Below are 23,583 nucleotides of genomic sequence, written 5' to 3' on the forward strand. Positions count from 1 at the left end.
GGATTTGATATGTATAGTCAAAGTGGTGCTAATTCGTACCAAAAAGTCGGGCTGGAAAGTGCTGTAATGAGCGCAAGCCCACATCAGCTTATTGTCATGCTTTTTGACGGGGCACATAGTGCCCTTGTCCGGGCACGACTTTTCCTCGAGCAAGGGGATTTGGTGTCAAAAGGCCAGGCACTTTCACATGCTATCAGCATTATAGATAACGGTCTCAAGGCAGGGCTGGACATGGATGTTGAGGGTGAGCTCCCTCGAAATATGGCATCGCTTTACGACTATATGGTGCGCCGTTTGTTACAGTCAAACCTGCATAACGACGTGGAAGGCATCATCGAGGTAGAGGGACTGCTGAACAATATCGCTGATGCGTGGAAACAAATTAACACATCGGCTTCTACTCATCAGGACATGCGTTGATGACTAACTTCATCCCATCTCTTACCGACTGGCATGCGTTGCATGCTCTGAGCATCACCATGCTAAATCTCGCCCATTCAGGTAAATGGGATGAATTGATTGAACAGGAAGTCAACTACGTACAGCTTGTAGAGAGTATTGCCCGCAATCCGATTTCACCAGGCAACAAACTACAAACTCAGCAGGCTAAAGAGCTGCTGGGAATGGTGTTGTCAAATGAAGCCGAACTCAAGGCGCTGTTACAGCACCGAATGGAAGAGCTGCGCCATCTGATTGATAAAACAGGTAAGCAACAGTCTCTGACCACAGCTTATGGTAATTTGTCCGGGAAAATCTTATTCCCAAATAATTTAAATCAGTAACCACCAATCTGATGGTTTTCTTCCATACTCCAGAAGTCCAATGACGCGACTTCTGGAGCAAGGAAGATGAACAACCCCACTTTATTGCAGACCTTTCACTGGTATTACCCCGACGGCGGCAAGTTGTGGCCTGAACTTCAGGCGCGTGCTGCCAGTTTAAGGGATCTTGGCATCAACATGGTCTGGTTACCGCCCGCGTATAAAGGCGCGTCCGGCGGCTATTCTGTGGGTTATGACACCTACGATCTCTTTGATTTAGGTGAATTTGATCAAAAGGGATCTGTGGCCACAAAATATGGCGATAAGGATCAGCTTCACGCCGCTATCGACGCACTCCACAGCCATGGCATTGCTGTTCTCCTGGATGTGGTTGTAAACCATAAAATGGGCGCCGATGAAAAAGAGGCGATTCGCGTTAATCGTGTGAACGAACAAGACCGGACACAAATTGACGACACCGTGCTGGAATGCGAAGCCTGGACGCGCTATACCTTCCCTGCCCGCCAGGGCAAATATTCAAAATTTATCTGGGATTTCAAGTGCTTTAGCGGAATCGACCATATTGAAAATCCCACAGAAGACGGCGTCTTTAAAATCATCAATGATTACACCGGCGAAGGCTGGAACGATCAGGTAGATGACGAGATGGGTAACTTTGATTACCTGATGGGGGCGAATATCGATTTTCGTAACCGGGCCGTGACCGAAGAGATCAAATACTGGGCGCGCTGGGTGATGGATCAGACGCACTGTGACGGTTTTCGCCTTGATGCCGTGAAACATATTCCCGCCTGGTTCTATAAAGAATGGATAGAACATGTTCAGGATGTGGCGCCTGAGCCCCTGTTTATCGTCGCCGAATACTGGTCTCACGACGTAGATAAATTGCAGCAGTACATTGATCAGGTTGAGGGCAAGACCATGCTGTTCGACGCGCCGCTGCATATGAATTTTCATGAAGCGTCAAAGCAGGGCAGCGACTACGATATGAGCCAGATTTTTACCGGTACTCTGGTAGAAGCAGACCCGTTTCATGCCGTGACGCTGGTCGCTAATCATGACACGCAGCCTCTTCAGGCGCTGGAAGCGCCGGTAGAAGCCTGGTTTAAGCCCCTGGCCTATGCCCTCATTCTGCTACGGGAAAACGGCGTACCGTCTGTGTTCTACCCGGATCTGTTTGGCGCAAGTTACGAAGATACAGGTGGCGATGGTGGAACACACCGTGTCGATATGCCAGTTATCGAAAAGCTGGACCAACTCATCCTTGCTCGCCAGCGCTTTGCCCACGGTGTGCAGAGACTCTGGTTCGATCATCCGAACTGTATCGCCTTTAGCCGTAGCGGGACGCAAGACAATCCTGGCTGTGTTGTCGTGATGTCTAACGGTGATGACGGCGAGAAAACGCTGAATCTCGGTGCGAACTACGGCAATAAAGTGTGGCGTGATTATCTGGGATATCGCCAGGAGAGTGTCACCACCGATGAAAACGGTGAAGGCACATTTTGCTGTGATGGCGGGAGTGTCAGCGTCTGGGTACTGGAAGAGGTGCTGTGATGAGTGCGCTGAGCGAAAGGACTCCCTCAGCGCCTTCGTTCAGGGTTTAACGCCAATAACCGTTTTCTTTGCCAGCGCCTGCGTGCACTCGACGGTCGGCTTATCAACCCGACGCAAGGTCATGCCGTCATACTCCAGCTGGCTACCGTCGCGCTCAAGGCGATAGATATCGCGCTGTTGCGTCACGTTATACCAGTCATCCCCTCTGGGCATCAGCTTGCCCGGTACCGCAATCACGCGTTGCCACTGACGGCAATCCAGCGTATCCCCTTCTGGAGTTATGATCAGCGAGGCAATAGCCTCAGGGCTGACCAGACTGCTTTGCGGTCCCACTGTCTGCCAGTTCCCCGCCAGCCCTTCCGGGGCCGGATGCTTGACCACCGAGGTAAAATCATCCACCTGAACGCAACCACTCAGTGCCAGCATTGCGCCAATAATCAGTTGTTTTTTCATCATCTTTCCTGCTTTTCGCGACAGAATGAGTGTGGCACTAAACGCCCTCGGCCACCAGGGTTTCATCATACCAGACCCGAATTTTGACTGAGTACAGGTTTCCATTCATTAAACACAGGTAATATGCGCGTCCCGGGCATTTTCCGGTTCATAACTTGTTGGTTCCTTCTGAGTTCAGAGGCTAATACCATGTCATGGCAACACATTAAAACGACCTTCCTGATTAAATTCTGGTCACCTGTTCCGGCGGTTATCGCAGCCGGGATCCTTTCCACCTACTATTTCGGCATTACCGGCACCTTCTGGGCCGTGACCGGGGAATTTACCCGCTGGGGCGGCCAGCTCCTGCAGCTGGCGGGCGTGCATACGGAGGAGTGGGGTTACTTCAGACTCATTCATCTTGATGGCACACCACTGACCCGGATAGACGGCATGATGATTATCGGCATGTTTGGCGGTTGCTTTGCCGCAGCCTTATGGGCAAACAACGTAAAACTACGCCTGCCGCAGCATCGTATCCGTATTATCCAGGCTATCGTCGGCGGGATTATCGCTGGCTTTGGCGCACGTCTGGCAATGGGCTGTAATCTGGCAGCCTTCTTTACCGGCATTCCACAATTCTCGCTACACGCCTGGTTTTTTGCTGTCGCCACGGCCATCGGTTCATGGATGGGCGCCCGCTTTACACTCCTCCCCCTGTTCCGCATTCCGGTAAAAATGCAGAAAGTCTCAGCGGCATCACCACTTACACAAAACGCAGACCAGGCGCGTCGGCGCTTCCGTCTGGGTATGCTGATATTCGCCGGGATGATTGGCTGGGCTCTGCTGACCGCCATGAACCAGCCGAAGCTGGGGCTGGCCATGCTGTTCGGCGTGGGCTTTGGTTTGCTGATTGAACGGGCGCAAATTTGCTTCACCTCCGCCTTCCGCGATATGTGGATAACGGGTCGTACGCTGATGGCGAAAGCCATTATTTTCGGCATGGCGGCCAGCGCGATCGGTATTTTCAGTTACATCCAGTTGGGTGTGGAAGCCAAAATCATGTGGGCCGGCCCAAATGCTGTTATCGGTGGCTTACTGTTTGGCTTTGGCATTGTGCTGGCAGGCGGCTGTGAAACCGGCTGGATGTACCGTGCCGTTGAAGGCCAGGTACATTACTGGTGGGTCGGTCTGGGTAATGTTATAGGTTCAACCCTGCTGGCTTACTTCTGGGATGACATCTCCCCTGCACTCGCCACAAACTGGGATAAAGTGAACCTGCTGAAAACGTTTGGTCCGCTCGGCGGATTGCTGGTGACGTACTCCCTGCTGCTTCTCGCCCTGCTCTTTGTTATTGGCTGGGAAAAACAGTTTTTCCGCCGCGCATCGCGGGCGGCAATTAAGGAGACCGCATGAATATCGTACCCGATTACCGTCTGGATATGACGGGTGAACCCTGCCCTTACCCGGCGGTAGCGACGCTGGAAGCACTGCCGCGGCTAAAAAAAGGCGAGATTCTGGAGGTCGTCAGCGACTGCCCGCAGTCAATCAATAACATCCCCGTCGATGCGCGAAACCATGGCTATACGGTACTGGACATCCAGCAGGATGGACCAACAATTCGCTATATGATTCAGAAATAGGGAAAACACGGCAAAAGGAAGGCTCACCGGAAATCTTTCGGTGAAAAAAGTGACTGCCCCGGATGGGGCAGTCAGTAAACAAACTAAACCTGCATATTCATGATGTCCTGATAGGCCGAAACAAGTTTGTTACGTACCTGGACACCCATCTGCAGGGAAATGGATGATTTCTGTAGGTCGGTCATTACGTCATTCAACGCCACGCCCGGTTCGCCAAGGGTGAATTTTTCAGCCTGAGTACGCGCTGCGGTCTGCGTATCGCTGATTCGGTCCAGCGCGGCATGCAATTGCCCGGCAAAACTCACCGTCTGAACGCTGTCAGCGTTATCAACACTTTGATTTTTCGCCAGACTTGCCGTCGACTGCAGTTGGCTGATAACGCTTTCTATACCCTGAATTGCCATGGATTATCCCCGGATGGTTTGATACGCGGATAAGGTTACCAGTTCGTCAATAAGATAATGGCGGTAAATAACGATAAAAAACCAGGTTATTTGAGGCATAGAAAATTCTGAATCATCAAATAATGGCATAGCCATGTTAATGGACAAATTTCGAGTTTGCCGATCCGGGAGTCTGTTTTGTTTCACTACTCAAATAACAACATCCACCCTGAGTTACGAGGTGCGCAATGAGTGCGACTGCAACTTCTGCACCACAGAATAAATCTCTGGAGTGGCTCAACCGCTTGCGCGCGAACCCCAGGATCCCATTAATGGTGGCGGCGGCAGCAGCCGTTGCTATCGTCGTCGCCATGGTACTGTGGGCAAAAAGCCCTGACTACCGCACCCTTTATAGCAACCTCTCCGACCAGGACGGCGGGGCTATCGTTACCCAATTAACGCAAATGAATATCCCCTACCGTTTCTCTGAGAACGGTGGGGCTATTGAAGTTCCGGCAGATAAAGTTCACGAACTGCGTCTGCGTCTCGCGCAACAGGGTCTGCCAAAAGGCGGTGCTGTCGGTTTCGAATTGCTGGATCAGGAAAAATTTGGCATCAGCCAGTTCAGCGAGCAGGTTAACTATCAGCGCGCGCTGGAAGGCGAACTGGCTCGCACCATTGAAACACTGGGTCCGGTGAAAACCGCACGCGTCCACCTCGCGATGCCAAAACCGTCTTTATTCGTGCGTGAACAAAAATCGCCCTCTGCCTCGATCACAGTCAACCTGGCACCGGGTCGCGCCATGGATGACGGTCAAATCACGGCGATTGTTCACCTGGTTTCCAGCGCCGTTGCTGGTCTGCCGCCGGGTAATGTGACCGTAGTGGATCAGAGTGGTCGCCTGTTAACGCAGTCGAACACCGCTGGCCGTGACCTGAACGATGCGCAGTTGAAATACGCAGCAGATGTCGAAGGCCGCGTACAGCGCCGTATTGAATCCATTCTTGCGCCCATCGTCGGTAACGGTAACGTCCACGCCCAGGTTACTGCGCAGATTGATTTTGCGAACAAAGAACAAACCGAAGAGCAATACCAGCCAAACGGCGATGCCTCTCAGGCGGTGCTGCGTTCTCGCCAGACCAATGAAAGCGAGCAGATTGGTGGAAGTTATCCGGGCGGCGTACCGGGTGCGCTGTCTAACCAGCCTGCCCCGGCCAATGCTGCACCGATAACCACGCCACAGGCGAATCAGCAGAACGGACAGCAAAATCAAAATGGTCAGCAGACGGCATCTTCAACCACAAACAACACAGTGCCGCGCAATACCACCCGTAACGAAACGGCAAACTACGAAGTAGACCGCACCATTCGTCACACCAAGATGAATGTCGGCGATATTGAGCGTCTCTCTGTGGCCGTAGTGGTGAACTACCGCACCCTGGCAGATGGCAAGACCGAAGCGCTGACCGCTGACCAGCTTAAGCAAATTGAAGACCTGACCCGCGAAGCCATGGGCTACACCGAAAAACGCGGCGATACCCTGAACGTGGTGAACTCACCGTTCAACGCAACCGACGATGTGGGTGGTCAACTTCCATTCTGGCAACAGCAGAGCTTCATCGATCAGATGTTGACTGCAGGTCGCTGGCTACTGGTTCTGATTGTCGCCTGGCTGCTGTGGCGTAAAGCAGTTCGCCCGCAACTGGTTCGCCGTCAGGAAGAGGCGAAAGCGATACAGGAAGCGCAGCGCGCTCGTGCTGAAATTGAAGAGTCCGTGGAAGTTCGTCTCAGTAAAGACGAACAACTCCAGCAGCGTCGTAATAATCAGCGTCTGAGTGCCGAGGTGATGAGCCAACGCATTCGTGAGATGTCAGACAACGATCCGCGCGTTGTGGCGCTGGTCATTCGCCAGTGGATGAGTACTGAAAATGAGCAATAATGCAACCGGCCTTACCGGTACCGATAAAAGCGTCATTCTGCTAATGACCATTGGAGAAGATCGCGCAGCGGAAGTGTTCAAGCATCTGTCCCAGCGGGAAGTGCAGCATCTCAGTACCGCCATGGCCAGCATGCGTCAGTTCTCTAATAAACAATTAGTGGAAGTACTGCAGGAATTTGAGGGCGAGGCGGAGCAATTCGCTGCGCTGAATATCAACGCCAACGACTACCTGCGTACGGTACTGGTGAAAGCGCTCGGCGAAGAGCGTGCCGCCAGCCTGCTGGAAGATATTCTCGAAACCCGCGATACCACAAGCGGTATCGAGACGCTCAACTTTATGGAACCACAGAGTGCTGCCGACCTTATTCGCGACGAGCACCCGCAGATTATCGCCACCATCCTTGTCCACCTCAAACGTGGTCAGGCTGCCGATATTCTTGCCTTGTTTGATGAGCGTCTGCGCCATGACGTCATGCTGCGTATCGCCACGTTCGGTGGCGTACAGCCAGCCGCGCTGGCCGAACTGACCGAAGTACTCAACAACCTGCTCGACGGCCAGAATCTCAAGCGCAGCAAAATGGGCGGCGTGAGAACGGCGGCGGAGATCATCAACCTGATGAAAACCCAGCAGGAAGAAGCTGTTATTTCTGCGGTTCGCGAATTCGATGGCGAGCTGGCACAAAAAATTATCGACGAGATGTTCCTGTTCGAAAACCTCGTGGATGTGGACGACCGCAGTATCCAGCGCCTGCTGCAGGAAGTGGATTCCGAATCCCTGCTTATCGCGCTCAAAGGCTCCGAAGCACCGCTGCGCGACAAGTTCCTGCGCAACATGTCTCAGCGTGCGGCGGATATCCTGCGCGACGACCTTGCCAACCGTGGCCCGGTCCGTCTGTCGCAGGTGGAAAACGAGCAGAAAGCCATTCTGCTTATTGTTCGTCGTCTGGCCGAAACCGGCGAGATGGTAATTGGCAGCGGCGAGGATACCTATGTCTAATGAATTGCCGTGGAAGATCTGGACGCCAGAAGACCTTGCTGTACCAGTACCGGAGTTTATCGCCGCCCTCTCCACTAGCGATGAACCGGGTGTAGAGGTCGAAGACGAACAATCTGCTGAGCAAAAGCGTCAGCAGCAGTTGGCTCAGATACAGATGCAGGCGCATGAAGCAGGCTATAATGCAGGTCTGGCAGAAGGCAGACAAAAAGGCCAGGAGCAAGGTTACCAGGAAGGCCTCGCTCAGGGCTATGAAAATGGTATGAACCAGGCGCGCCAGCAACAGGCACCTATCCATGCCCGCATGCAACAACTGGTTAGCGAATTTCAGTACACCCTGGATGCGCTGGACAGCGTGATTGCCTCCCGCCTGATGCAGATGGCGCTTGAAGCCGCGCGTCAGGTCATCGGCCAGGCCGCGTGCGTGGATAACGGCGCCCTGATTAAACAAATCCAGATGCTGCTGCAACAGGAACCTCTGTTCAGCGGTAAACCGCAGTTGCGCGTGCATCCTGATGATTTGCAACGCGTAGAAGAGATGCTTGGCGCGACACTTAGCCTGCATGGCTGGCGTCTGCGCGGTGACCCGACCCTGCATCCAGGTGGCTGTAAAGTCTCTGCCGATGAGGGCGATCTCGACGCCAGCGTGGCAACGCGCTGGCAGGAACTGTGCCGTCTTGCGGCACCGGGAGTCGTTTGATGACTGCACGTCTGACCCGATGGCTGACTTCGCTCGATAATTTCGAAGCCCGCATGGCGCAACTGCCATCCGTGCGTCGTTATGGTCGTTTGACGCGTGCTACCGGTCTGGTGCTGGAAGCAACAGGTCTGCAACTGCCGCTGGGCGCTACCTGCGTTATTGAACGTCAGGAAAACGGCGAAACCAGAGAAGTCGAAAGCGAAGTTGTCGGCTTTAACGGGCAGCGCCTGTTCCTTATGCCACTCGAAGAAGTGGAAGGCATCCTTCCCGGCGCTCGCGTCTATGCGAAAAGTATTCTTGGCGATGGTTTGCAAAGCAGCAAACAACTGCCGCTTGGCCCTGCCCTTCTTGGTCGTGTACTGGATGGTAGCGGCAAACCACTCGATGGCATGCCGACACCGGATACCGGTGAAACCGGCGCGCTGATCACCCAGCCGTTCAACCCGCTACAACGTACCGCTATCGAGCATGTGCTGGATACTGGCGTGCGCGCCATTAACGCCTTGTTAACGGTAGGTCGCGGCCAGCGTATGGGGCTGTTTGCCGGTTCCGGCGTGGGTAAGAGCGTTTTATTAGGCATGATGGCCCGCTATACCCAGGCTGACGTTATCGTGGTCGGGCTTATCGGTGAGCGTGGCCGTGAAGTCAAAGATTTTATCGAGAATATTCTTGGTGCCGACGGTCGCGCTCGTTCGGTTGTGATCGCCGCACCTGCGGATGTCTCGCCGTTATTACGTATGCAGGGGGCGGCCTACGCCACCCGCATTGCGGAAGATTTTCGCGACCGCGGTCAGCACGTTCTGCTGATAATGGATTCCCTGACGCGTTATGCGATGGCCCAGCGCGAGATCGCGCTGGCGATCGGCGAGCCGCCCGCCACCAAAGGTTATCCACCCTCCGTCTTTGCCAAATTACCGGCGCTGGTGGAACGTGCAGGCAATGGTATTAGCGGCGGTGGCTCCATTACCGCCTTTTATACCGTCCTGACCGAAGGGGATGACCAACAGGATCCTATTGCCGACTCAGCGCGCGCCATTCTGGATGGACATATCGTACTGTCCCGACGGCTGGCAGAGGCAGGACACTACCCTGCCATCGACATCGAAGCGTCTATCAGTCGTGCGATGACGGCCCTGATTACGGAAAAACATTACGCCAGAGTAAGAAATTTCAAACAGCTGTTGTCGAGCTTCCAGCGAAACCGTGATCTGGTGAGCGTTGGCGCATACGCGCGCGGCAGTGACCCGATGCTGGATAAAGCTATCGCATTGTGGCCGCAGCTTGAGGCTTTTTTACAACAAGGCATTTTCGAACGTGCCGGGTGGGAAGATTCAATACAAGCCCTTGAACTTATTTTCCCGAACGCATAACGCAGTGGGAGAGCGACGAATATGACGCAAATTAGCGCATTAACGACGCTAAAGGATTTGGCAGAGAAAGAAGTTGACGACGCAGCCCTGAGATTGGGTGAAATGCGCCGCGGTTGCCAGCAAGCGGAAGAGCAGCTAAAAATGCTGATGGATTATCAGCATGAATACCGCAACAACCTGAATAATGATATGAGCCAGGGGATTGGAGCCCAGCGCTGGCAAAACTATCAGCAGTTTATTCAGACGCTGGAAAAAGCCATTGAGCAGCATCGACAGCAACTGTTGCAGTGGAATGAAAAAGTTGACACTGCGCTGAATTGCTGGCGAGAGAAAAAGCAACGCTTGCAGGCATGGCAAACTCTGCAGGAAAGACAAAACGCTGCCGCATTACAGGCGGAAAACCGCCTTGATCAAAAGAAAATGGATGAGTTTGCACAACGCGCATCCCAGAGGAAAAATGAATGATCAACTTGCAGAAATTGCTTTCGACAGATGTGGATGCAACCTCCGGTGTGCAGACAGGTGTCGGCAAAACGAGCGGTGATACGGCACAAGATTTTCTTGCCCTGCTGGCAGGCGCCCTTGACGGGAAAACGCTTACCGGCACTGACGCTGAGGGCAAGACAACCTTAACCCTTGCCGACCTGCAAGCCGCCAGCGGCAAGTCGCTGAAAAATCTGCGCGCATTGTCTTCTGACGATGCGCAGAGTCCTGCACAGAAACTGGCAGATTTACTGGCCCGCCAAACGGCAAAAACGGATATCGATACACAGGTTACTGACGATAAAACCCAGGTGCAGGCGCTGTTATCGGGCCTGATGCCGGAAATCAAAAACGGCATTCTTGCTGTGCCCGGAAAAACTGATACAGCCGCTAATGCGACCACTGACGATGACAGCAGCGATTTAAGCGAAGAAGAGCTGGCGGGTCTCAGCGCTTTGATGGCAATGCTGCCCCATCAGCAAAGCGCACAGCTGGCACCGGCGAAATCGACCGCCGAGGTCGCTACCACCGCCACCAGCGCGTCGGGTACGACAAAACGTAGCGGAGTTGGCGTTGATCTTGCGACCCTGGCAGCCAGTGCACAAAAAGACGCTAACGCAAATACTGCAGCGCCAGGAACATCTGTGCCTGCCGATCATGACGCCGCACAACAGCAGGCGGGCATTTTTGGCAGCGCGCTGGCTCCCGCAGCGAAACAAGATGCGGACAATGCCACGATGACCATCAATACAACCGCCAGTATCGCGCCGGTTGTCAGTAATGCCTCATCAGCCCAGGCCAGTGCGCCGATCTCTTCTGCCGTTCTGAGTGCACCGTTAGGCAGCCATGAGTGGCAACAGACGCTCAGCCAACATGTCACTATGTTTACCCGTCAGGGTCAGCAAAGCGCCGAGTTGCATCTGCACCCGGAAGATCTTGGCCAGGTGCAAATTTCCCTGAAACTCGATGACAATCTGGCACAAATTCAAATGGTGTCGCCGCACAGCCACGTTCGTCAGGCGCTGGAGGCTGCACTGCCTACACTGCGGACATCGCTGGCTGAGAACGGCATCCAACTGGGCCAAAGCAGCATTAGTAGCGAGAGTTTTGCCGGGCAGCAACAATCTTTCTCTTCGCAACAACACTCTTCGCGCACAGGTGGCGGAAGCAATCTGGCAACGGAAGATGATGAGCCACTGATCGCCCCTGCAAGCCTGCAATCGATGGCGCGTGGTAATGGTGCGGTCGATATCTTTGCCTAAACGCCAGAGGTAGCATGGTTATCTCCGTCTTTTCCGCGCTTTGACGCGGACAGGACACGGGATAATCAGACTATGAGCAGTACCTAACAGGAAGCACGTATCAGATGACTGACACCGCTATCAACAAAAAAAAACGTAAGCGTAAAATCTGGATCCCGCTATTGGTGTTAATCACCCTCGCTGCATGCGCGACTGCTGGCTATAGTTACTGGCGTATGCAACAGCATCCGTCCACGGACGCGAAAGCGGAGGCAGAAGCCCCGCCGCCGCCTCCTGCACCTGTATTCTTCGCACTGGATACCTTTACGGTAAACCTGGGCGATGCGGATCGTGTGCTGTACATCGGCATCACGCTGCGTCTGAAAGATGACGTCACGCGTGCCAGACTGAGCGAATATTTGCCAGAAGTTCGTAGCCGTTTGCTGTTGCTGTTCTCACGTCAGGATGCCTCAAAGCTCGCCACTGACGAAGGTAAGCAGCAACTGGCTACAGCGATTAAAGAAGCAATCGCAACACCGTTAGTGGCAGGGCAACCGAAACAAGAAGTCACTGACGTTCTTTATACAGCTTTCATTCTGCGGTAAAGACATGGGCGATAGCATTCTTTCTCAGGCCGAAATCGACGCGCTGCTCAACGGAGACAGCGACACGAGCGATGCTCCGAAGCCAGGTGCAAGCGGCGATAGCGATATTCGTCCCTATGACCCGAATACCCAGCGCCGCGTAGTACGTGAACGTCTGCAGGCGCTGGAAATTATTAATGAACGTTTCGCGCGCCAGTTCCGTATGGGGTTGTTTAACCTGTTGCGTCGTAGCCCGGATATTACCGTTGGCGCGATCCGCATTCAGCCCTATCACGAGTTTGCGCGTAACTTGCCGGTTCCGACCAACCTTAACCTTATCCACCTTAAGCCACTGCGCGGTACGGGATTGTTTGTTTTCTCCCCAAGCCTGGTCTTTATTGCTGTAGATAACTTATTTGGTGGTGACGGGCGATTCCCGACGAAGGTGGAAGGCCGCGAGTTTACGCATACTGAACAGCGTGTCATTAACCGCATGTTGAAGCTGGCGCTTGAGGGCTACAGTGACGCATGGAAAGCTATCCATCCGCTGGACGTTGAATATGTACGTTCAGAGATGCAGGTTAAGTTCACCAATATCACTACCTCACCTAACGATATTGTGGTGAACACGCCATTCCACGTGGAGATTGGCAACCTGACGGGTGAATTTAATATTTGTCTGCCATTCAGCATGATAGAGCCGCTGCGTGAAGTGCTGGTCAACCCGCCGCTGGAGAACTCCCGCTCGGAAGATCAGAACTGGCGAGATAACCTGGTGCGCCAGGTGCAGCACTCTGAGCTGGAACTGATTGCTAATTTTGCTGATATTTCACTGCGGCTGTCGCAGATACTTAAGCTCAAGCCCGGCGATGTCCTGCCGATCGAGAAACCCGATCGCATCATTGCGCATGTGGACGGAGTGCCTGTACTCACCAGCCAGTATGGCACGCTAAATGGTCAGTACGCCCTGCGTGTCGAGCATCTGATTAACCCGATTTTGAATTCGCTGAATGAGGAACAGCCCAAATGAGTGATATGAACAATCCGTCCGATGAAAACAGTAGCGCAATGGACGATCTGTGGGCTGACGCGTTGAACGAACAAAAAACCACGACCAGCAAAAGTGCAGCTGACGCTGTCTTTCAGCAGCTGGGCGGGGGCGACGTCACGGGTAGCCTGCAGGATATCGACCTGATTATGGATATCCCGGTCAAACTGACCGTAGAGCTTGGCCGTACGCGTATGACCATTAAAGAGCTGCTGCGTCTGACGCAGGGTTCTGTGGTTGCTCTTGACGGTCTGGCCGGTGAGCCGCTGGATATCCTGATCAACGGTTACCTCATTGCACAAGGCGAAGTTGTGGTCGTTGCGGATAAATACGGCGTACGTATTACCGATATCATTACCCCGTCTGAGCGCATGCGTCGCCTGAGCCGCTGAGGCCACCCATGAAAACCCAGGCCACGGTGAGCCAGCCGTCAAACGTACCGGGTTCGCCACTGCTGCAAGTCAGTGGCGCACTGGTGTTGATTCTGGCGATAATTTTTATTGTCGCCTGGCTGGCGAAGCGTCTGGGATTTGCCGGTAAATCTGCGGGAAGCCGTGGACTAAAAGTCAGTGCCACTACCTCCGTAGGGCCACGTGAGCGCGTGGTCATTGTTGAGGTGGAAGATGCGCGCCTGGTTCTGGGCGTTACCCCTTCGCAGATTAATTTGCTGCATACGCTTCCTCCGACCCCCGCCGACAATGAAGACATGAAAGAGAAGACCCCGGACTTTCAGTCCGTGATGAAGAATTTGCTTAAGCGTTCCGGGAGAACCTGATGCGCCGTTTGTTACCTTTCGCGCTGGTCGGATTATGGCTGGCTGCCCCTGCCGCATTTGCTCAACTCCCGGGCCTGGTGAGTCAACCGCTGGCCAACGGCGGACAAAGCTGGTCTCTGCCAGTACAGACACTGGTCTTTATCACATCACTGACCTTCCTGCCTGCCGTACTGCTGATGATGACCAGTTTTACCCGTATCATCATCGTGTTTGGTCTGCTGCGTAACGCCCTGGGTACGCCTTCCGCGCCGCCAAACCAGGTTATGCTGGGGCTGGCGTTGTTTTTAACCTTTTTTATTATGTCGCCGGTCATCGATAAGATTTACGCCGACGCCTATCAGCCCTTTAGCGAAAACAAGATTTCCGTCGATGTGGCGCTGGAGCGCGGCGCGCAGCCGCTGCGTGAGTTTATGCTGCGCCAGACGCGCGAAGCCGACCTCGCCCTCTTCGCCCGCTTATCCAATAGCCCGCCGATTCAGGGGCCGGAAGCTGTCTCTATGCGAATCCTGCTGCCAGCCTATCTGACCAGCGAGCTAAAAACCGCCTTCCAGATTGGTTTTACGATCTTCATTCCGTTTTTGATTATCGATCTGGTGATCGCCAGCGTCCTGATGGCGCTGGGGATGATGATGGTGCCGCCTGCCACTATTGCGCTGCCCTTCAAGTTGATGCTGTTCGTGCTGGTGGATGGCTGGCAACTGCTGGTCGGTTCTCTGGCACAAAGTTTCTACAGTTAGGAGTGAAAGATGTCACCTGAATCGGTCATGATGATTGGCACCGAGGCGATGAAAGTTGCCCTCGCGCTCGCCGCTCCGTTGCTCCTGGTAGCCCTGGTGACGGGTCTGATTATCAGCATCCTGCAGGCCGCTACGCAGATTAACGAAATGACACTATCGTTCATTCCAAAAATCATTGCGGTGTTTGTGACTATCATCATTGCCGGGCCGTGGATGCTCAATCTGCTGCTGGATTATATGCGCACGTTATACAGCAACCTGCCCTATATGATTGGATAGGCTCCGCATGTTTCATGTCACCAGCGATCAATGGCTTCAATGGCTCAGCATGTATTTCTGGCCCTTGTTGCGCATTATGGCGCTGATTATGACCGCCCCGATCCTGAGTGAGCGCTCTATCCCCCGGCGCGTAAAAATGGGGTTGGGTCTGGTGATTACCTTTATCGTCGCGCCGACACTCCCCCCGGTCAACGCAACCATGTTTTCCGCGAATGGCTTATGGCTGGCGATACAACAGCTTCTGATTGGCATTGCGCTTGGTTTTACTATGCAGTTTGCCTTCGCGACCATCCGTTATGCCGGCGAGTTGATTGGTTTACAGATGGGTCTGTCGTTCGCGACCTTTGTCGATCCTGCCAGCCACCTCAACATGCCTGTCCTCGCCCGCTTCATGGACATGCTGGCCATGCTGCTGTTTTTAGTTCTCAATGGCCATCTGTGGCTGATTTCGATGCTGGTGGATACCTTTCATACGCTACCGATAGGCGGAGATCCGGTGAACAGTGACGCGTTTATGGCCATTACCCGCTCCGCGAGTATGATTTTCGTTAATGGCGTTATGCTGGCATTACCCATCATTACCCTGCTGCTGACCATTAACCTGGCGATGGGTTTATTGAACCGAATGTCTCCACAATTCTCCCTTTTTGTTATCGGTTTCCCGATTACATTGACGGTCGGTATTTTGCTCATGGTTGCCATGATGCCATTAATCGCGCCTTACACCGAACGTGTATTTGGTGAGATTTTCAATCTATTAGCCGATATAGTCGGTGAACTGCCAAAGAAATAACAACCCATACTTTTTATATAGTCTTCCTAAGGAAATTCCTAAAATCAATTCAAGGAATCACCCCCTACGATATACCTGACGCGGGTTAATTGTTTTTAAGGTTCTCACAGAACACAACATTTACTTTACTTTGAGATGATTCCTGGCAAATTATACGTAACTTTACGGGATAGTGGTTTCGCCTGAGGTCGTCCTGCTCATTGTTTATTACTTTTTTGCCTGGTGGTTCAGGGACCTCTGGCGAGGGTGAATTATCGTTACGCATTGAGTGAGGGTATGCCATGTCAACGATTATTATGGATCTATGCAGTTATACCCGGTTGGGACTAACGGGGTATCTCGCAAGCCGGGGGGTAAAAAAACGAGAAATTAACGACGTAACAACCGTTGATGAACTCGAATCGGCATGTGTGGCACTACAGCCCACGGTGGTGTTTATTAATGAGGACTGCTTCATTCATGATCCTGTCAGCAGTCAGCATATAAAAGAAATCATTACTCAACACCCCCGGACGTTATTTATTGTATTTATGGCAATAGCTAATATCCACTTTGATGAATATTTGTTAGTCCGCAAGAATTTATTGATCAGTTCAAAGTCAATAAAGCCTGAGTCGCTGGACGATATTTTGGCTGACTATCTTAGTAAAGAGAAAAAGAGTATTGGGCACATTAATTTACCCACGTTATCACTGAGCCGGACGGAATCCAGCATGCTCAAAATGTGGATGTCTGGGCAGGATACCATCCAAATATCCGATCAGATGAATATTAAAGCTAAAACGGTATCATCTCATAAAGGTAATATTAAAAGGAAAATTAAAACGCATAATAAGCAGGTGCTCTATCATGTCGTTCGTCTGACCGATAATGTGACCAGCGGTATCTTTGTAAATATGCGATAAGACTTTGAAGGATCACCCTCCTGAACGGAGGGCGAATAAAATTAATCACTGAGTTCAACAAAAATCCCGTCCGGGTGACCTTTTTCATTAAAGAACCAGATACCGAGCGGGTAATCATCAAGTGACACCAGGTACATCGTACCTTCATTGAATTCTTCAATAGCCAGCACGACACCCGGACGGCGCGGACCACCGTCCGTCTTGACCGTAACCCGATCGTTTACCTTCATATCCATCCTCCTGTTTCATTTGTGCCAGTGTAGAACAATTCTCAATAACTGGCAGCCTCCTCACGTTTGGCTGGCTATTTTTTCTACCGACTATACTTGTTGGTGGGCCTGACGATGAGGTGAGACGGATGAGTACAGTGAAAGAGTACAGCGACACCGCAAAGCGGGACGTTAATGTCGACGTTGATGCCCTGCTGGCTGCAATAAACGAGATTTGCGAGAGCGAAATCCATCGGGTCGCTGATGACGATGGTCAGCGCGTTAGCATCGATGGGCGGGACTACCACACCTGGCGTGAACTGGCGGAGGCGTTCGAGCTTGATATTCACGACTTTAGCGTGACGGAAGTGAATCGCTAGAAAGAAAAAATCCCGGCCATGGGGTGGCCGGGATAAAACTTGCTCTCGCAAGAAGCACTTGAAAATTCGTTACACCAGGGAATCTGATGTAACTGGCACCATATCCTCAAACTTATTGCATGACAAGGTAATATTCCTGACCTGAATAATTTAGTGGCGCAATATTTCCATCGCGGGCAAATCTATCAACGCCCGCGCCATGCCGCTTATCTGTATTTGATACTGATTTTTCGCTGAGTGGCCTTACGTAAAAATGAGATTTGTCTTACCTGACTGCAAGGAGCAGACCATGCCAACCCTTGACGACCCATTGCTGGTGTTTTCCGATGTTGACGGCACACTCCAGGATAGCCACACCGGCGACTGGCAACCGGCGGCTGACTGGCTTGCCCGACTTCGTCGACACCATATTCCCCTGATCCTCTGCAGTAGCAAAACTGCCGCTGAGATGATTGCAGTGCAACGCATGGTGGGTCTGGAAGGCCTGCCCTTTATTGCCGAGAACGGCGCTGTCATTCAGCTTGATGAACACTGGCAGGATCACGAAAACTATCCGCGCATTATTACAGGCTCTTCCCACGACGAGATTGCTAAAGTTCTCAGCGAATTGCGCAGTCGCGATGGCTACAAGTTCACAACCTTTAGCGAAATGGACGAACACATTCTCGCTGATGTCACCGGTCTTCCTCCTGCACAAGCTTCGCTCGCCCGTTTGCAGGAAGCGTCTGAGACTTTAATCTGGCGGGATAGCGATGAACAGATGCAGACGTTCGATGCCGAACTGGCCCAGCTCGGCTTACGTTTCGTGCAGGGAGCAAGGTTCTGGCATGTCCTTGACGAGCGTAGCGGAAAAGATCAGGCAGTGAACTGGTTAATACGCCAGTACCGTCATTATGACGGTACGAGCCATATCACTATAGGGTTAGGAGATGGCCCCAACGATGCGCCACTGTTGGATACCGTCAATTTCGCTATTGTAGTAAAAGGGCTGAACCGCCAGGGGATCCGCTTGCAATATGATACGCCAGGGCGGGTATACCGCTGCGCCCTTGAAGGCGCAGCGGGGTGGCGAGAAGGAATGGACTATGTGTTAGGTAATGGCGACACGCCGTCTTCGGCGCAAACCTGATTGCGGCCATTATTTTTTGCCTGATACAAACGACTGTCGGCAACAGACTGGAGATGTTCGAAGTCATAGTTGCCGCTTTCCTGCGCGCTACACACCCCGAGTGAGGCAGTAACACGAATGGTCTTGCTCTTTTGCACAAAAATTTCTTTGCCGCTGATACGCTGGCGGATTTTTTCTGCAACAGCGGTCGCATCCGCAAGTGTCGCACCAGGGAGCAATACGCAAAACTCTTCCCCTCCGACACGCCCGGCCACGTCCTGCTCGCGGATCGATTTACCAATCAGGCCCGCGGCATAAGACAACACCAGGTCTCCTGCCTGGTGACCGAAGCGATCGTTGACGCGTTTAAAATGGTCGAGATCGATTTGAATCACCGAGAGCGGGAGATTTTGCGCCGCGCACTCATTTGTCAGGGTTCTGGCGCGTTCAAACAACGCGCCGCGATTATTCAGCCGTGTTAATGGGTCATACCAGGCCTGCCATTGCAATGTATGCTGGAGCTGGAACATATTGCTGACCATCCGCCGGATCACGCCCCAGGAGAGCAGCAGCATGGTGGTGAACAGGAGCCACAATAAGGCCAGGGCGATACTGATACTGCCAAAATCACCACGTAAACCCTCACGCAGCGTTTGGATACGTAACACACTGCCTTCGAAATGTTTGAGTTTTTCCCAGCTCACGAATCGCGTCCCCAAACGCAAGCCGCCCGCGGTATCTTTGGCCATCTCCCGTTTCAGTTGTGCGCGCTCCTCGCTGGAAAATTGTTGCCCCGCAGTTCCGTGCTCTGCGGTTGTGGTTAGCAAAGCAAACTGCGCATCGTACAACTGATATTCTCCCTTATCCTGACTCTGGCGCGCTTCCGTCAGTAGTGCCTTCATTGATGACACAGGAAAACTCATTGATAGCACGCCATACCAGTAATTTTGATAATCCAGAGGAACACTGGCGGTCACCATTGAATCAGCAAGGCTCACTTCATGTGCTTCGTCACTAAACCAGCGTACACCGCGCAGTTTGTTTTCACGCTCGCTTTGTCCGGTAAACCAGGGGCTGGTCAGGTACTGGTAATAGTGCTGAACAATTTCATTATTGTTCCCGACAGGTAATGTGGAGATAAAAAAACCCGCCCGGGAGACATACAGCGCGCGGCGCGGAAACATAGTGGCGCTGGAGGAAAAACGGAACAGATAGCCGAGCTCCATCGCGGCAGTCAGTTCATTATGCAATAACGGATTGTCACGGCTTAGCGAGGCGCTTTGACCAACAAAATAGTCTGACACGCCATATAAAGGCAGCGTCCGGCGGTTATCGAGGCCTATTTGCCAGTAAGGAAGGATGCGCTCCTGTTCAAACTCCGCCTGTATGTTACGTAAAACATCGAAAGCGAGCGGTGTTTGTACCGCAGACTGCATGCCGTTGCGAAAAAATAGCAGACGATCGATGCCTACCTGCATCTGCCTGTCCAGCACATTAGCAACATTATCCAGCGCGTTACGCTGACTGACGACATACGCGCCTTTCATCACAATGACTTCACGCCATGTCAGTACCGTAGAACAGACCAGCACAATAACAAAACAGAGATTCACGACCCGGCTGGGAACAAACCAGGTTTTGACAAACGCAAGTCGCGGAGGACTTTTAACGACTTTATCCTGCCCCACAAAGACTCCATGAATAAACGCAACGCTGAATGCGTTATGCGATTGCCAACGGCAAATAACTAAAAGAAGAAAAACGCCCGGGCATGCCGGGCGTTTGAGATGGCTATGCCTCTTCGCAAAGCTTTCGTCCTTCACCGGGAACCAGTTCATCTTCCCGAAAGGCTTCACGTTTTACGACGTAACCGTCATACCAGCGACACTCCACCATCCCGCTGGAATAACCAGTAACAATCATGCACTGCCCACCATTTTTTGCTTTTACTTCATCACTGATCAAAAAGACCATCTTTGCCTCCTGTATCAGGGTGAAACGATTTCACCTTAGACGAAGTTTCAACCTTTTGCGTAGTGGCAAAATCGAGAATTCAGGCATGCGTTCCACGCAAGCGTGCAATAAGTCTCACCGCCGATAACACTATCGCGCCGATGATAAAACCTAAAACCAGATTAGCCAGCACAGGAAGCAATGCCGCAACCAGGGTATTACTGCCTTGCGCCATGTGTTCAATGGCGTGGTGTAATGGCGCGACACCATGTACCACAATGCCACCGCCAACAAGGAACATTGCCAGCGTCCCGACGACAGACAATATTTTCATTAGCCAGGGCGCAATAAATAACAAGCTTTTACCCAGCGCCTGGGCCAGCGCGGCGCGTTTTTCTGCCAGCCAGTAGCCCATATCGTCCAGCTTGACGATAATGCCCACCAGACCATATACCCCAATCGTGACCAGTACCGCAATTCCGGAAAGAATCAGTACCTGATTTAACAGCGGTGCTTCGGCCACAATCCCCAGGGTGATGGCGACAATTTCTGCCGACAGAATAAAATCGGTGCGAATTGCGCCTTTAACCTTATCGCGTTCGAATTCGCGCGGATCTTGTGAAGCCATCGCGTTCAGCCGCTGCTCGCGCGCTTCCTGCGTTTCTTTATGTTTACGGGCCTCAAAGCTGTGCAGTACCTTCTCGACACCCTCAAAACATAAAAACGCCCCGCCAATCATTAATAGCGGCGTAACGGCCCAGGGGATAAAAGCACTGATCAACAGTGCCAGCGGCACCAGAATCACTTTATTGAGCAGTGACCCTTTTGCGACGCTCCAGACGACGGGTAATTCACGGTTTGCGCGTACGCCGGTGACCTGTTGGGCATTAAGGGAAAGATCGTCACCCAGTACGCCAGCGGTCTTTTTTGCCGCCAGTTTACCCATCACAGAGATGTCATCCAGCAACGTGGCTATGTCATCAAGTAAAGTTAATAAGCTACTACCTGCCAAAATGGTCTTCCTTATTGATTGTCTGCATTTTTTTGCCTGTTGATGCTCTTAGTATGATGTAAAAAAGCAACAGCGAAAATCCTCAAGCGCAAGACAACAAAAATTTAACAGATAAAATACAATTAACCGCTCGCCAGGGCGATAGTTTTGACGTTTACTATATGCCTCCTTTTTATTTTGCTGTGAGTGAGTATGCGTTTCAGGCAAGTTTTACCGCTTATTGGTGCACTTTTCGCGCTGTATATTATTTGGGGTTCCACGTACTTTGTTATTCGCATCGGGGTTGAAAGCTGGCCACCGTTTATGATGGCTGGCGTGCGTTTTCTGTCTGCCGGCATTTTACTCATGGCATTCTTGCTCATTACTGGCCATAAACTTCCCTCGCTGCGTCCCCTGCTTAACGCGGCACTGATTGGCGTGTTATTACTGGCCGTAGGCAACGGTTTTGTGACCGTAGCGGAACATCAGAATGTCCCTTCCGGCATCGCTGCCGTCGTCGTAGCGACCGTTCCGCTCTTTACGCTCTGCTTTAGCCACTTCTTTGGTATCCAGACCCGTAAATTAGAGTGGATGGGCATTGCTATTGGCCTTGCGGGTATCATCCTGCTTAATAGCGGCGGCAACCTGAGCGGTAACCCGTGGGGGGCGCTGATGATCCTTGTCGGCTCGCTGAGTTGGGCATTTGGTTCCGTCTACGGTTCACGTATTGAATTACCCACCGGCATGATGGCTGGCGCAATCGAAATGCTGGCAGCAGGTATCGTGTTGCTGGCCGCTTCCGTGCTCAGCGGCGAGAGGATGACCACATTACCGACGATGCAGGGCTTTATGGCGGTCGGCTATCTGGCCATATTCGGTTCCGTGATTGCCATCAATGCCTATATGTACCTGATACGCAATGTCAGTCCGGCTATTGCCACCAGCTATGCCTACGTTAACCCGGTTGTGGCCGTTTTGCTTGGCACCGGTTTTGGCGGCGAACATCTTTCCAGCATCGAGTGGCTTGCGCTCGGGATTATCATTATGGCTGTCGTACTGGTTACGCTCGGGAAATACCTCCTCCCTGCCCGACCCGTGGTTAGCCCTTGTGAAGCGGAAAAGTAGCGTTCATTGATGAATGCCTAGTGTGTCGATCTGCGCGGTGTCGCCTCCCCCGCAGATCCACTCCTCAAGCCGCTCAGCCAGGGCATCGTCCGTTAATTTAAGCCGCCCGCGTAGCGCACATTCCCAGACAATCAGTACCCGCCACCCCTGTTCTCGCAGCAATGCACTATCGCGGCTATCACGCAGGACGTTTTTACCGATTTTTTCCAGCCAGAATTCAGTACGTGTCGCAGGGACTTTAAATAAATAGCAATCGTGGTGGTGCCAGAAACAACCGTGGGTAAAAATTACGGCGCGATACTCGTCCAGCACAAAATCAGGGCGTCCAGGTAACGCGGCATCCTGGACACGAAATGTCAGGCCAAGCGCGTCCAGTAGCGAAGCAAGCCGTTTTTCGATTGCCGTGTCACGGGTAGCAATGGCACGCATGTTTTTGCTGCGCGTCGCTTTATCGTGAACATCTGCCATTCGCTCCCCCTCGCGCCATTAGCCTGGTTTATGATGACAAAAACGATGCAATATATCGTTATCCAGCCCGTGGTAATCACCCTGTAATTCCGCGCTGATTTTTGCCATAAACTGCACCAGATAATCGGCATTATGTTGCGCCAGCGCTCTCCCCTTTTCCGTCTGCATTGTGGCGGGCAAGGTCAGCAACTTGGTTCGAAAATGGTCCAGTGCATAGCGTTTATCATTGAGTTCACGCCCGTCGGCAAATGGATCGCGACTATCAAATAAGGCCACACCCAGCGAACCGGCAACGGCAAAAACGCGCGCCAGACCGATGGCGCCTAACGCTTCAAGCCTGTCGGCATCCTGAACAATTTTCGCTTCCAGCGTTTGTGGCGCGATCCCGGCACTGTAGCTGTGCGCCTCAATAGCGTGACGTACCGCGGGGTGGCGTTCTTCCGGGAAAGATGGAAAATCCGAGCGCAGAATAGCTGTCGTTTTTTCCGCCGCCATACGTGAAGCTAACGAACGCTGCGGATCATTTTTTGCGAGGCTGACGATATCGTGAAAATAGCAGGCGGTCAGAATCACCAGCGCATCAACTTCCTGCCCCTCCATAAGATGCCGGGCGGTACGCCAGACCCGGCGAAAATGGGCGACATCGTGGGCTGCATCAGCCTGCGTATAATGTCGTTCGAACCATGCGTCGAAGCGCTGCTGCCAT

At 52.6% G+C, this 23,583-nt stretch carries 30 protein-coding genes; 22 read left to right on the forward strand and 8 right to left on the reverse strand.

Annotated elements, in window-relative coordinates:
• Positions 1-9: 9 nt before the first annotated feature.
• From fliS to amyA, 3 genes are all read left to right on the forward strand, one after another.
• Positions 10-420 (forward strand): flagellar export chaperone FliS, encoded by a 411-nt coding sequence (fliS, locus tag AAIG39_RS22230; protein ID WP_085007045.1) that lies wholly within the window; start codon positions 10-12, stop codon positions 418-420.
• Positions 420-782 carry a flagella biosynthesis regulatory protein FliT gene (fliT, locus tag AAIG39_RS22235; protein WP_343194759.1) on the forward strand — a complete coding sequence of 121 codons (363 nt, stop codon included), beginning with the start codon at positions 420-422 and terminating at the stop codon, positions 780-782. Before fliS ends, fliT begins: the two co-directional genes overlap by 1 nt.
• Positions 783-848: 66 nt before the next feature.
• The gene (gene amyA, locus AAIG39_RS22240) at positions 849-2,336 is read left to right on the forward strand and encodes an alpha-amylase (protein ID WP_090087216.1); all 1,488 of its coding nucleotides are present in this window, start codon (positions 849-851) and stop codon (positions 2,334-2,336) included.
• A 39-nt stretch (positions 2,337-2,375) separates the two neighbouring features.
• On the opposite strand, the gene yedD is transcribed toward amyA, so the two are convergent.
• Positions 2,376-2,789, reverse strand: a complete 414-nt coding sequence (gene yedD, locus AAIG39_RS22245; protein ID WP_041851821.1) for a lipoprotein YedD — start codon at positions 2,787-2,789, stop codon at positions 2,376-2,378.
• A gap of 123 nt (positions 2,790-2,912) precedes the next feature.
• Here yedD and yedE point away from each other — a divergent pair, with 123 nt between their 5' ends.
• Both yedE and yedF read left to right on the forward strand, forming a co-directional pair.
• Positions 2,913-4,184 (forward strand): selenium metabolism membrane protein YedE/FdhT, encoded by a 1,272-nt coding sequence (gene yedE / locus AAIG39_RS22250; RefSeq protein ID WP_343194760.1) that lies wholly within the window; start codon positions 2,913-2,915, stop codon positions 4,182-4,184.
• Positions 4,181-4,411: a sulfurtransferase-like selenium metabolism protein YedF gene (gene yedF, locus AAIG39_RS22255; RefSeq protein ID WP_343194761.1), complete on the forward strand. Its 231-nt coding sequence runs from the start codon at positions 4,181-4,183 to the stop codon at positions 4,409-4,411. Before yedE ends, yedF begins: the two co-directional genes overlap by 4 nt.
• Before the next feature lie 83 nt (positions 4,412-4,494).
• Here yedF and fliE read toward each other — a convergent pair whose 3' ends face one another.
• Positions 4,495-4,815 (reverse strand): flagellar hook-basal body complex protein FliE, encoded by a 321-nt coding sequence (fliE, locus tag AAIG39_RS22260; RefSeq protein WP_090087220.1) that lies wholly within the window; start codon positions 4,813-4,815, stop codon positions 4,495-4,497.
• Between the two features lie 227 nt (positions 4,816-5,042).
• On the opposite strand from fliE, the gene fliF reads away from it, so the two are divergent.
• From fliF to rcsA, 14 genes are all read left to right on the forward strand, one after another.
• Positions 5,043-6,734 (forward strand): flagellar basal-body MS-ring/collar protein FliF, encoded by a 1,692-nt coding sequence (gene fliF / locus AAIG39_RS22265; RefSeq protein ID WP_090087222.1) that lies wholly within the window; start codon positions 5,043-5,045, stop codon positions 6,732-6,734.
• A complete protein-coding gene (gene fliG, locus AAIG39_RS22270) occupies positions 6,724-7,731 on the forward strand; it encodes a flagellar motor switch protein FliG (RefSeq protein ID WP_090087224.1) in 1,008 nt (335 codons plus the stop codon). The genes fliF and fliG overlap by 11 nt, the downstream gene beginning before the upstream one ends.
• Entirely contained in the window at positions 7,724-8,428 is a 705-nt protein-coding gene (gene fliH, locus AAIG39_RS22275) for a flagellar assembly protein FliH (RefSeq protein ID WP_090087226.1), read from the forward strand. Before fliG ends, fliH begins: the two co-directional genes overlap by 8 nt.
• Entirely contained in the window at positions 8,428-9,798 is a 1,371-nt protein-coding gene (gene fliI, locus AAIG39_RS22280) for a flagellar protein export ATPase FliI (protein WP_085007043.1), read from the forward strand. The genes fliH and fliI overlap by 1 nt, the downstream gene beginning before the upstream one ends.
• A 21-nt stretch (positions 9,799-9,819) precedes the next feature.
• Positions 9,820-10,263, forward strand: a complete 444-nt coding sequence (fliJ, locus tag AAIG39_RS22285) for a flagellar export protein FliJ (protein ID WP_343194762.1) — start codon at positions 9,820-9,822, stop codon at positions 10,261-10,263.
• Complete coding sequence (gene fliK / locus AAIG39_RS22290; RefSeq protein WP_090087230.1) at positions 10,260-11,543, forward strand: flagellar hook length control protein FliK; 1,284 nt, start codon at positions 10,260-10,262, stop codon at positions 11,541-11,543. Before fliJ ends, fliK begins: the two co-directional genes overlap by 4 nt.
• Before the next feature lie 104 nt (positions 11,544-11,647).
• Complete coding sequence (gene fliL / locus AAIG39_RS22295) at positions 11,648-12,127, forward strand: flagellar basal body-associated protein FliL (RefSeq protein WP_085007041.1); 480 nt, start codon at positions 11,648-11,650, stop codon at positions 12,125-12,127.
• Between the two features lie 4 nt (positions 12,128-12,131).
• A complete protein-coding gene (fliM, locus tag AAIG39_RS22300; RefSeq protein WP_047369776.1) occupies positions 12,132-13,136 on the forward strand; it encodes a flagellar motor switch protein FliM in 1,005 nt (334 codons plus the stop codon).
• Positions 13,133-13,546 carry a flagellar motor switch protein FliN gene (gene fliN / locus AAIG39_RS22305; protein ID WP_047369775.1) on the forward strand — a complete coding sequence of 138 codons (414 nt, stop codon included), beginning with the start codon at positions 13,133-13,135 and terminating at the stop codon, positions 13,544-13,546. The genes fliM and fliN overlap by 4 nt, the downstream gene beginning before the upstream one ends.
• Positions 13,547-13,554: 8 nt before the next feature.
• Positions 13,555-13,929 carry a flagellar biosynthetic protein FliO gene (gene fliO, locus AAIG39_RS22310; RefSeq protein WP_343194763.1) on the forward strand — a complete coding sequence of 125 codons (375 nt, stop codon included), beginning with the start codon at positions 13,555-13,557 and terminating at the stop codon, positions 13,927-13,929.
• Complete coding sequence (gene fliP / locus AAIG39_RS22315) at positions 13,929-14,666, forward strand: flagellar type III secretion system pore protein FliP (RefSeq protein ID WP_343194764.1); 738 nt, start codon at positions 13,929-13,931, stop codon at positions 14,664-14,666. Before fliO ends, fliP begins: the two co-directional genes overlap by 1 nt.
• A gap of 9 nt (positions 14,667-14,675) precedes the next feature.
• Positions 14,676-14,945 carry a flagellar biosynthesis protein FliQ gene (gene fliQ / locus AAIG39_RS22320; protein WP_090087234.1) on the forward strand — a complete coding sequence of 90 codons (270 nt, stop codon included), beginning with the start codon at positions 14,676-14,678 and terminating at the stop codon, positions 14,943-14,945.
• A 7-nt stretch (positions 14,946-14,952) separates the two neighbouring features.
• Positions 14,953-15,738 (forward strand): flagellar biosynthetic protein FliR, encoded by a 786-nt coding sequence (gene fliR, locus AAIG39_RS22325; protein ID WP_090087236.1) that lies wholly within the window; start codon positions 14,953-14,955, stop codon positions 15,736-15,738.
• A gap of 281 nt (positions 15,739-16,019) precedes the next feature.
• Complete coding sequence (gene rcsA / locus AAIG39_RS22330; RefSeq protein ID WP_343194765.1) at positions 16,020-16,643, forward strand: transcriptional regulator RcsA; 624 nt, start codon at positions 16,020-16,022, stop codon at positions 16,641-16,643.
• A gap of 41 nt (positions 16,644-16,684) precedes the next feature.
• Here the strand turns inward: rcsA and dsrB are convergent, their stop codons facing one another.
• Positions 16,685-16,873, reverse strand: a complete 189-nt coding sequence (gene dsrB, locus AAIG39_RS22335) for a protein DsrB (RefSeq protein WP_090087239.1) — start codon at positions 16,871-16,873, stop codon at positions 16,685-16,687.
• A 128-nt stretch (positions 16,874-17,001) separates the two neighbouring features.
• On the opposite strand from dsrB, the gene yodD reads away from it, so the two are divergent.
• Together yodD and AAIG39_RS22345 are read left to right on the forward strand one after the other, a co-directional pair.
• Positions 17,002-17,232 carry a YodD family peroxide/acid resistance protein gene (yodD, locus tag AAIG39_RS22340; protein ID WP_090087242.1) on the forward strand — a complete coding sequence of 77 codons (231 nt, stop codon included), beginning with the start codon at positions 17,002-17,004 and terminating at the stop codon, positions 17,230-17,232.
• 289 nt (positions 17,233-17,521) lie between these two features.
• A complete protein-coding gene (locus tag AAIG39_RS22345) occupies positions 17,522-18,361 on the forward strand; it encodes a mannosyl-3-phosphoglycerate phosphatase-related protein (RefSeq protein WP_090087244.1) in 840 nt (279 codons plus the stop codon).
• Here the strand turns inward: AAIG39_RS22345 and dgcQ are convergent.
• From dgcQ to AAIG39_RS22360, 3 genes are all read right to left on the reverse strand, one after another.
• Positions 18,316-20,028: a cellulose biosynthesis regulator diguanylate cyclase DgcQ gene (dgcQ, locus tag AAIG39_RS22350; protein WP_343194766.1), complete on the reverse strand. Its 1,713-nt coding sequence runs from the start codon at positions 20,026-20,028 to the stop codon at positions 18,316-18,318. The two genes, AAIG39_RS22345 and dgcQ, sit on opposite strands and share 46 nt — an antisense overlap.
• 103 nt (positions 20,029-20,131) lie before the next feature.
• Positions 20,132-20,314, reverse strand: a complete 183-nt coding sequence (locus tag AAIG39_RS22355) for a YodC family protein (protein WP_090087249.1) — start codon at positions 20,312-20,314, stop codon at positions 20,132-20,134.
• A gap of 79 nt (positions 20,315-20,393) precedes the next feature.
• A complete protein-coding gene (locus AAIG39_RS22360; RefSeq protein ID WP_343194767.1) occupies positions 20,394-21,305 on the reverse strand; it encodes a DUF808 family protein in 912 nt (303 codons plus the stop codon).
• A 192-nt stretch (positions 21,306-21,497) separates the two neighbouring features.
• On the opposite strand from AAIG39_RS22360, the gene yedA reads away from it, so the two are divergent.
• Positions 21,498-22,409 carry a drug/metabolite exporter YedA gene (gene yedA / locus AAIG39_RS22365; RefSeq protein ID WP_343194768.1) on the forward strand — a complete coding sequence of 304 codons (912 nt, stop codon included), beginning with the start codon at positions 21,498-21,500 and terminating at the stop codon, positions 22,407-22,409.
• Between the two features lie 3 nt (positions 22,410-22,412).
• Here yedA and AAIG39_RS22370 read toward each other — a convergent pair whose 3' ends face one another.
• Together AAIG39_RS22370 and AAIG39_RS22375 are read right to left on the reverse strand one after the other, a co-directional pair.
• Positions 22,413-22,877: a very short patch repair endonuclease gene (locus AAIG39_RS22370; RefSeq protein ID WP_090087256.1), complete on the reverse strand. Its 465-nt coding sequence runs from the start codon at positions 22,875-22,877 to the stop codon at positions 22,413-22,415.
• An 18-nt stretch (positions 22,878-22,895) separates the two neighbouring features.
• Positions 22,896-23,583 (reverse strand): phosphohydrolase (locus AAIG39_RS22375; RefSeq protein ID WP_343194769.1); only part of this gene is annotated, 688 nt, incomplete at its 5' end.

Source organism: Phytobacter palmae (genome assembly GCF_039409775.1).
GTDB lineage: Bacteria > Pseudomonadota > Gammaproteobacteria > Enterobacterales > Enterobacteriaceae > Phytobacter > Phytobacter palmae.

Coding starts and splice junctions, on each gene's coding strand:
- fliS (WP_085007045.1), top strand. CDS start 10: ATGTATAGTCAAAGTGGTGCTAATTCGTACCAAAAAGTCGGGCTGGAA.
- fliT (WP_343194759.1), top strand. CDS start 420: ATGACTAACTTCATCCCATCTCTTACCGACTGGCATGCGTTGCATGCT.
- amyA (WP_090087216.1), top strand. CDS start 849: ATGAACAACCCCACTTTATTGCAGACCTTTCACTGGTATTACCCCGAC.
- yedD (WP_041851821.1), bottom strand. CDS start 2,789: ATGAAAAAACAACTGATTATTGGCGCAATGCTGGCACTGAGTGGTTGC.
- yedE (WP_343194760.1), top strand. CDS start 2,913: ATGCGCGTCCCGGGCATTTTCCGGTTCATAACTTGTTGGTTCCTTCTG.
- yedF (WP_343194761.1), top strand. CDS start 4,181: ATGAATATCGTACCCGATTACCGTCTGGATATGACGGGTGAACCCTGC.
- fliE (WP_090087220.1), bottom strand. CDS start 4,815: ATGGCAATTCAGGGTATAGAAAGCGTTATCAGCCAACTGCAGTCGACG.
- fliF (WP_090087222.1), top strand. CDS start 5,043: ATGAGTGCGACTGCAACTTCTGCACCACAGAATAAATCTCTGGAGTGG.
- fliG (WP_090087224.1), top strand. CDS start 6,724: ATGAGCAATAATGCAACCGGCCTTACCGGTACCGATAAAAGCGTCATT.
- fliH (WP_090087226.1), top strand. CDS start 7,724: ATGTCTAATGAATTGCCGTGGAAGATCTGGACGCCAGAAGACCTTGCT.
- fliI (WP_085007043.1), top strand. CDS start 8,428: ATGACTGCACGTCTGACCCGATGGCTGACTTCGCTCGATAATTTCGAA.
- fliJ (WP_343194762.1), top strand. CDS start 9,820: ATGACGCAAATTAGCGCATTAACGACGCTAAAGGATTTGGCAGAGAAA.
- fliK (WP_090087230.1), top strand. CDS start 10,260: ATGATCAACTTGCAGAAATTGCTTTCGACAGATGTGGATGCAACCTCC.
- fliL (WP_085007041.1), top strand. CDS start 11,648: ATGACTGACACCGCTATCAACAAAAAAAAACGTAAGCGTAAAATCTGG.
- fliM (WP_047369776.1), top strand. CDS start 12,132: ATGGGCGATAGCATTCTTTCTCAGGCCGAAATCGACGCGCTGCTCAAC.
- fliN (WP_047369775.1), top strand. CDS start 13,133: ATGAGTGATATGAACAATCCGTCCGATGAAAACAGTAGCGCAATGGAC.
- fliO (WP_343194763.1), top strand. CDS start 13,555: ATGAAAACCCAGGCCACGGTGAGCCAGCCGTCAAACGTACCGGGTTCG.
- fliP (WP_343194764.1), top strand. CDS start 13,929: ATGCGCCGTTTGTTACCTTTCGCGCTGGTCGGATTATGGCTGGCTGCC.
- fliQ (WP_090087234.1), top strand. CDS start 14,676: ATGTCACCTGAATCGGTCATGATGATTGGCACCGAGGCGATGAAAGTT.
- fliR (WP_090087236.1), top strand. CDS start 14,953: ATGTTTCATGTCACCAGCGATCAATGGCTTCAATGGCTCAGCATGTAT.
- rcsA (WP_343194765.1), top strand. CDS start 16,020: ATGTCAACGATTATTATGGATCTATGCAGTTATACCCGGTTGGGACTA.
- dsrB (WP_090087239.1), bottom strand. CDS start 16,873: ATGAAGGTAAACGATCGGGTTACGGTCAAGACGGACGGTGGTCCGCGC.
- yodD (WP_090087242.1), top strand. CDS start 17,002: ATGAGTACAGTGAAAGAGTACAGCGACACCGCAAAGCGGGACGTTAAT.
- AAIG39_RS22345 (WP_090087244.1), top strand. CDS start 17,522: ATGCCAACCCTTGACGACCCATTGCTGGTGTTTTCCGATGTTGACGGC.
- AAIG39_RS22355 (WP_090087249.1), bottom strand. CDS start 20,314: ATGGTCTTTTTGATCAGTGATGAAGTAAAAGCAAAAAATGGTGGGCAG.
- yedA (WP_343194768.1), top strand. CDS start 21,498: ATGCGTTTCAGGCAAGTTTTACCGCTTATTGGTGCACTTTTCGCGCTG.
- AAIG39_RS22370 (WP_090087256.1), bottom strand. CDS start 22,877: ATGGCAGATGTTCACGATAAAGCGACGCGCAGCAAAAACATGCGTGCC.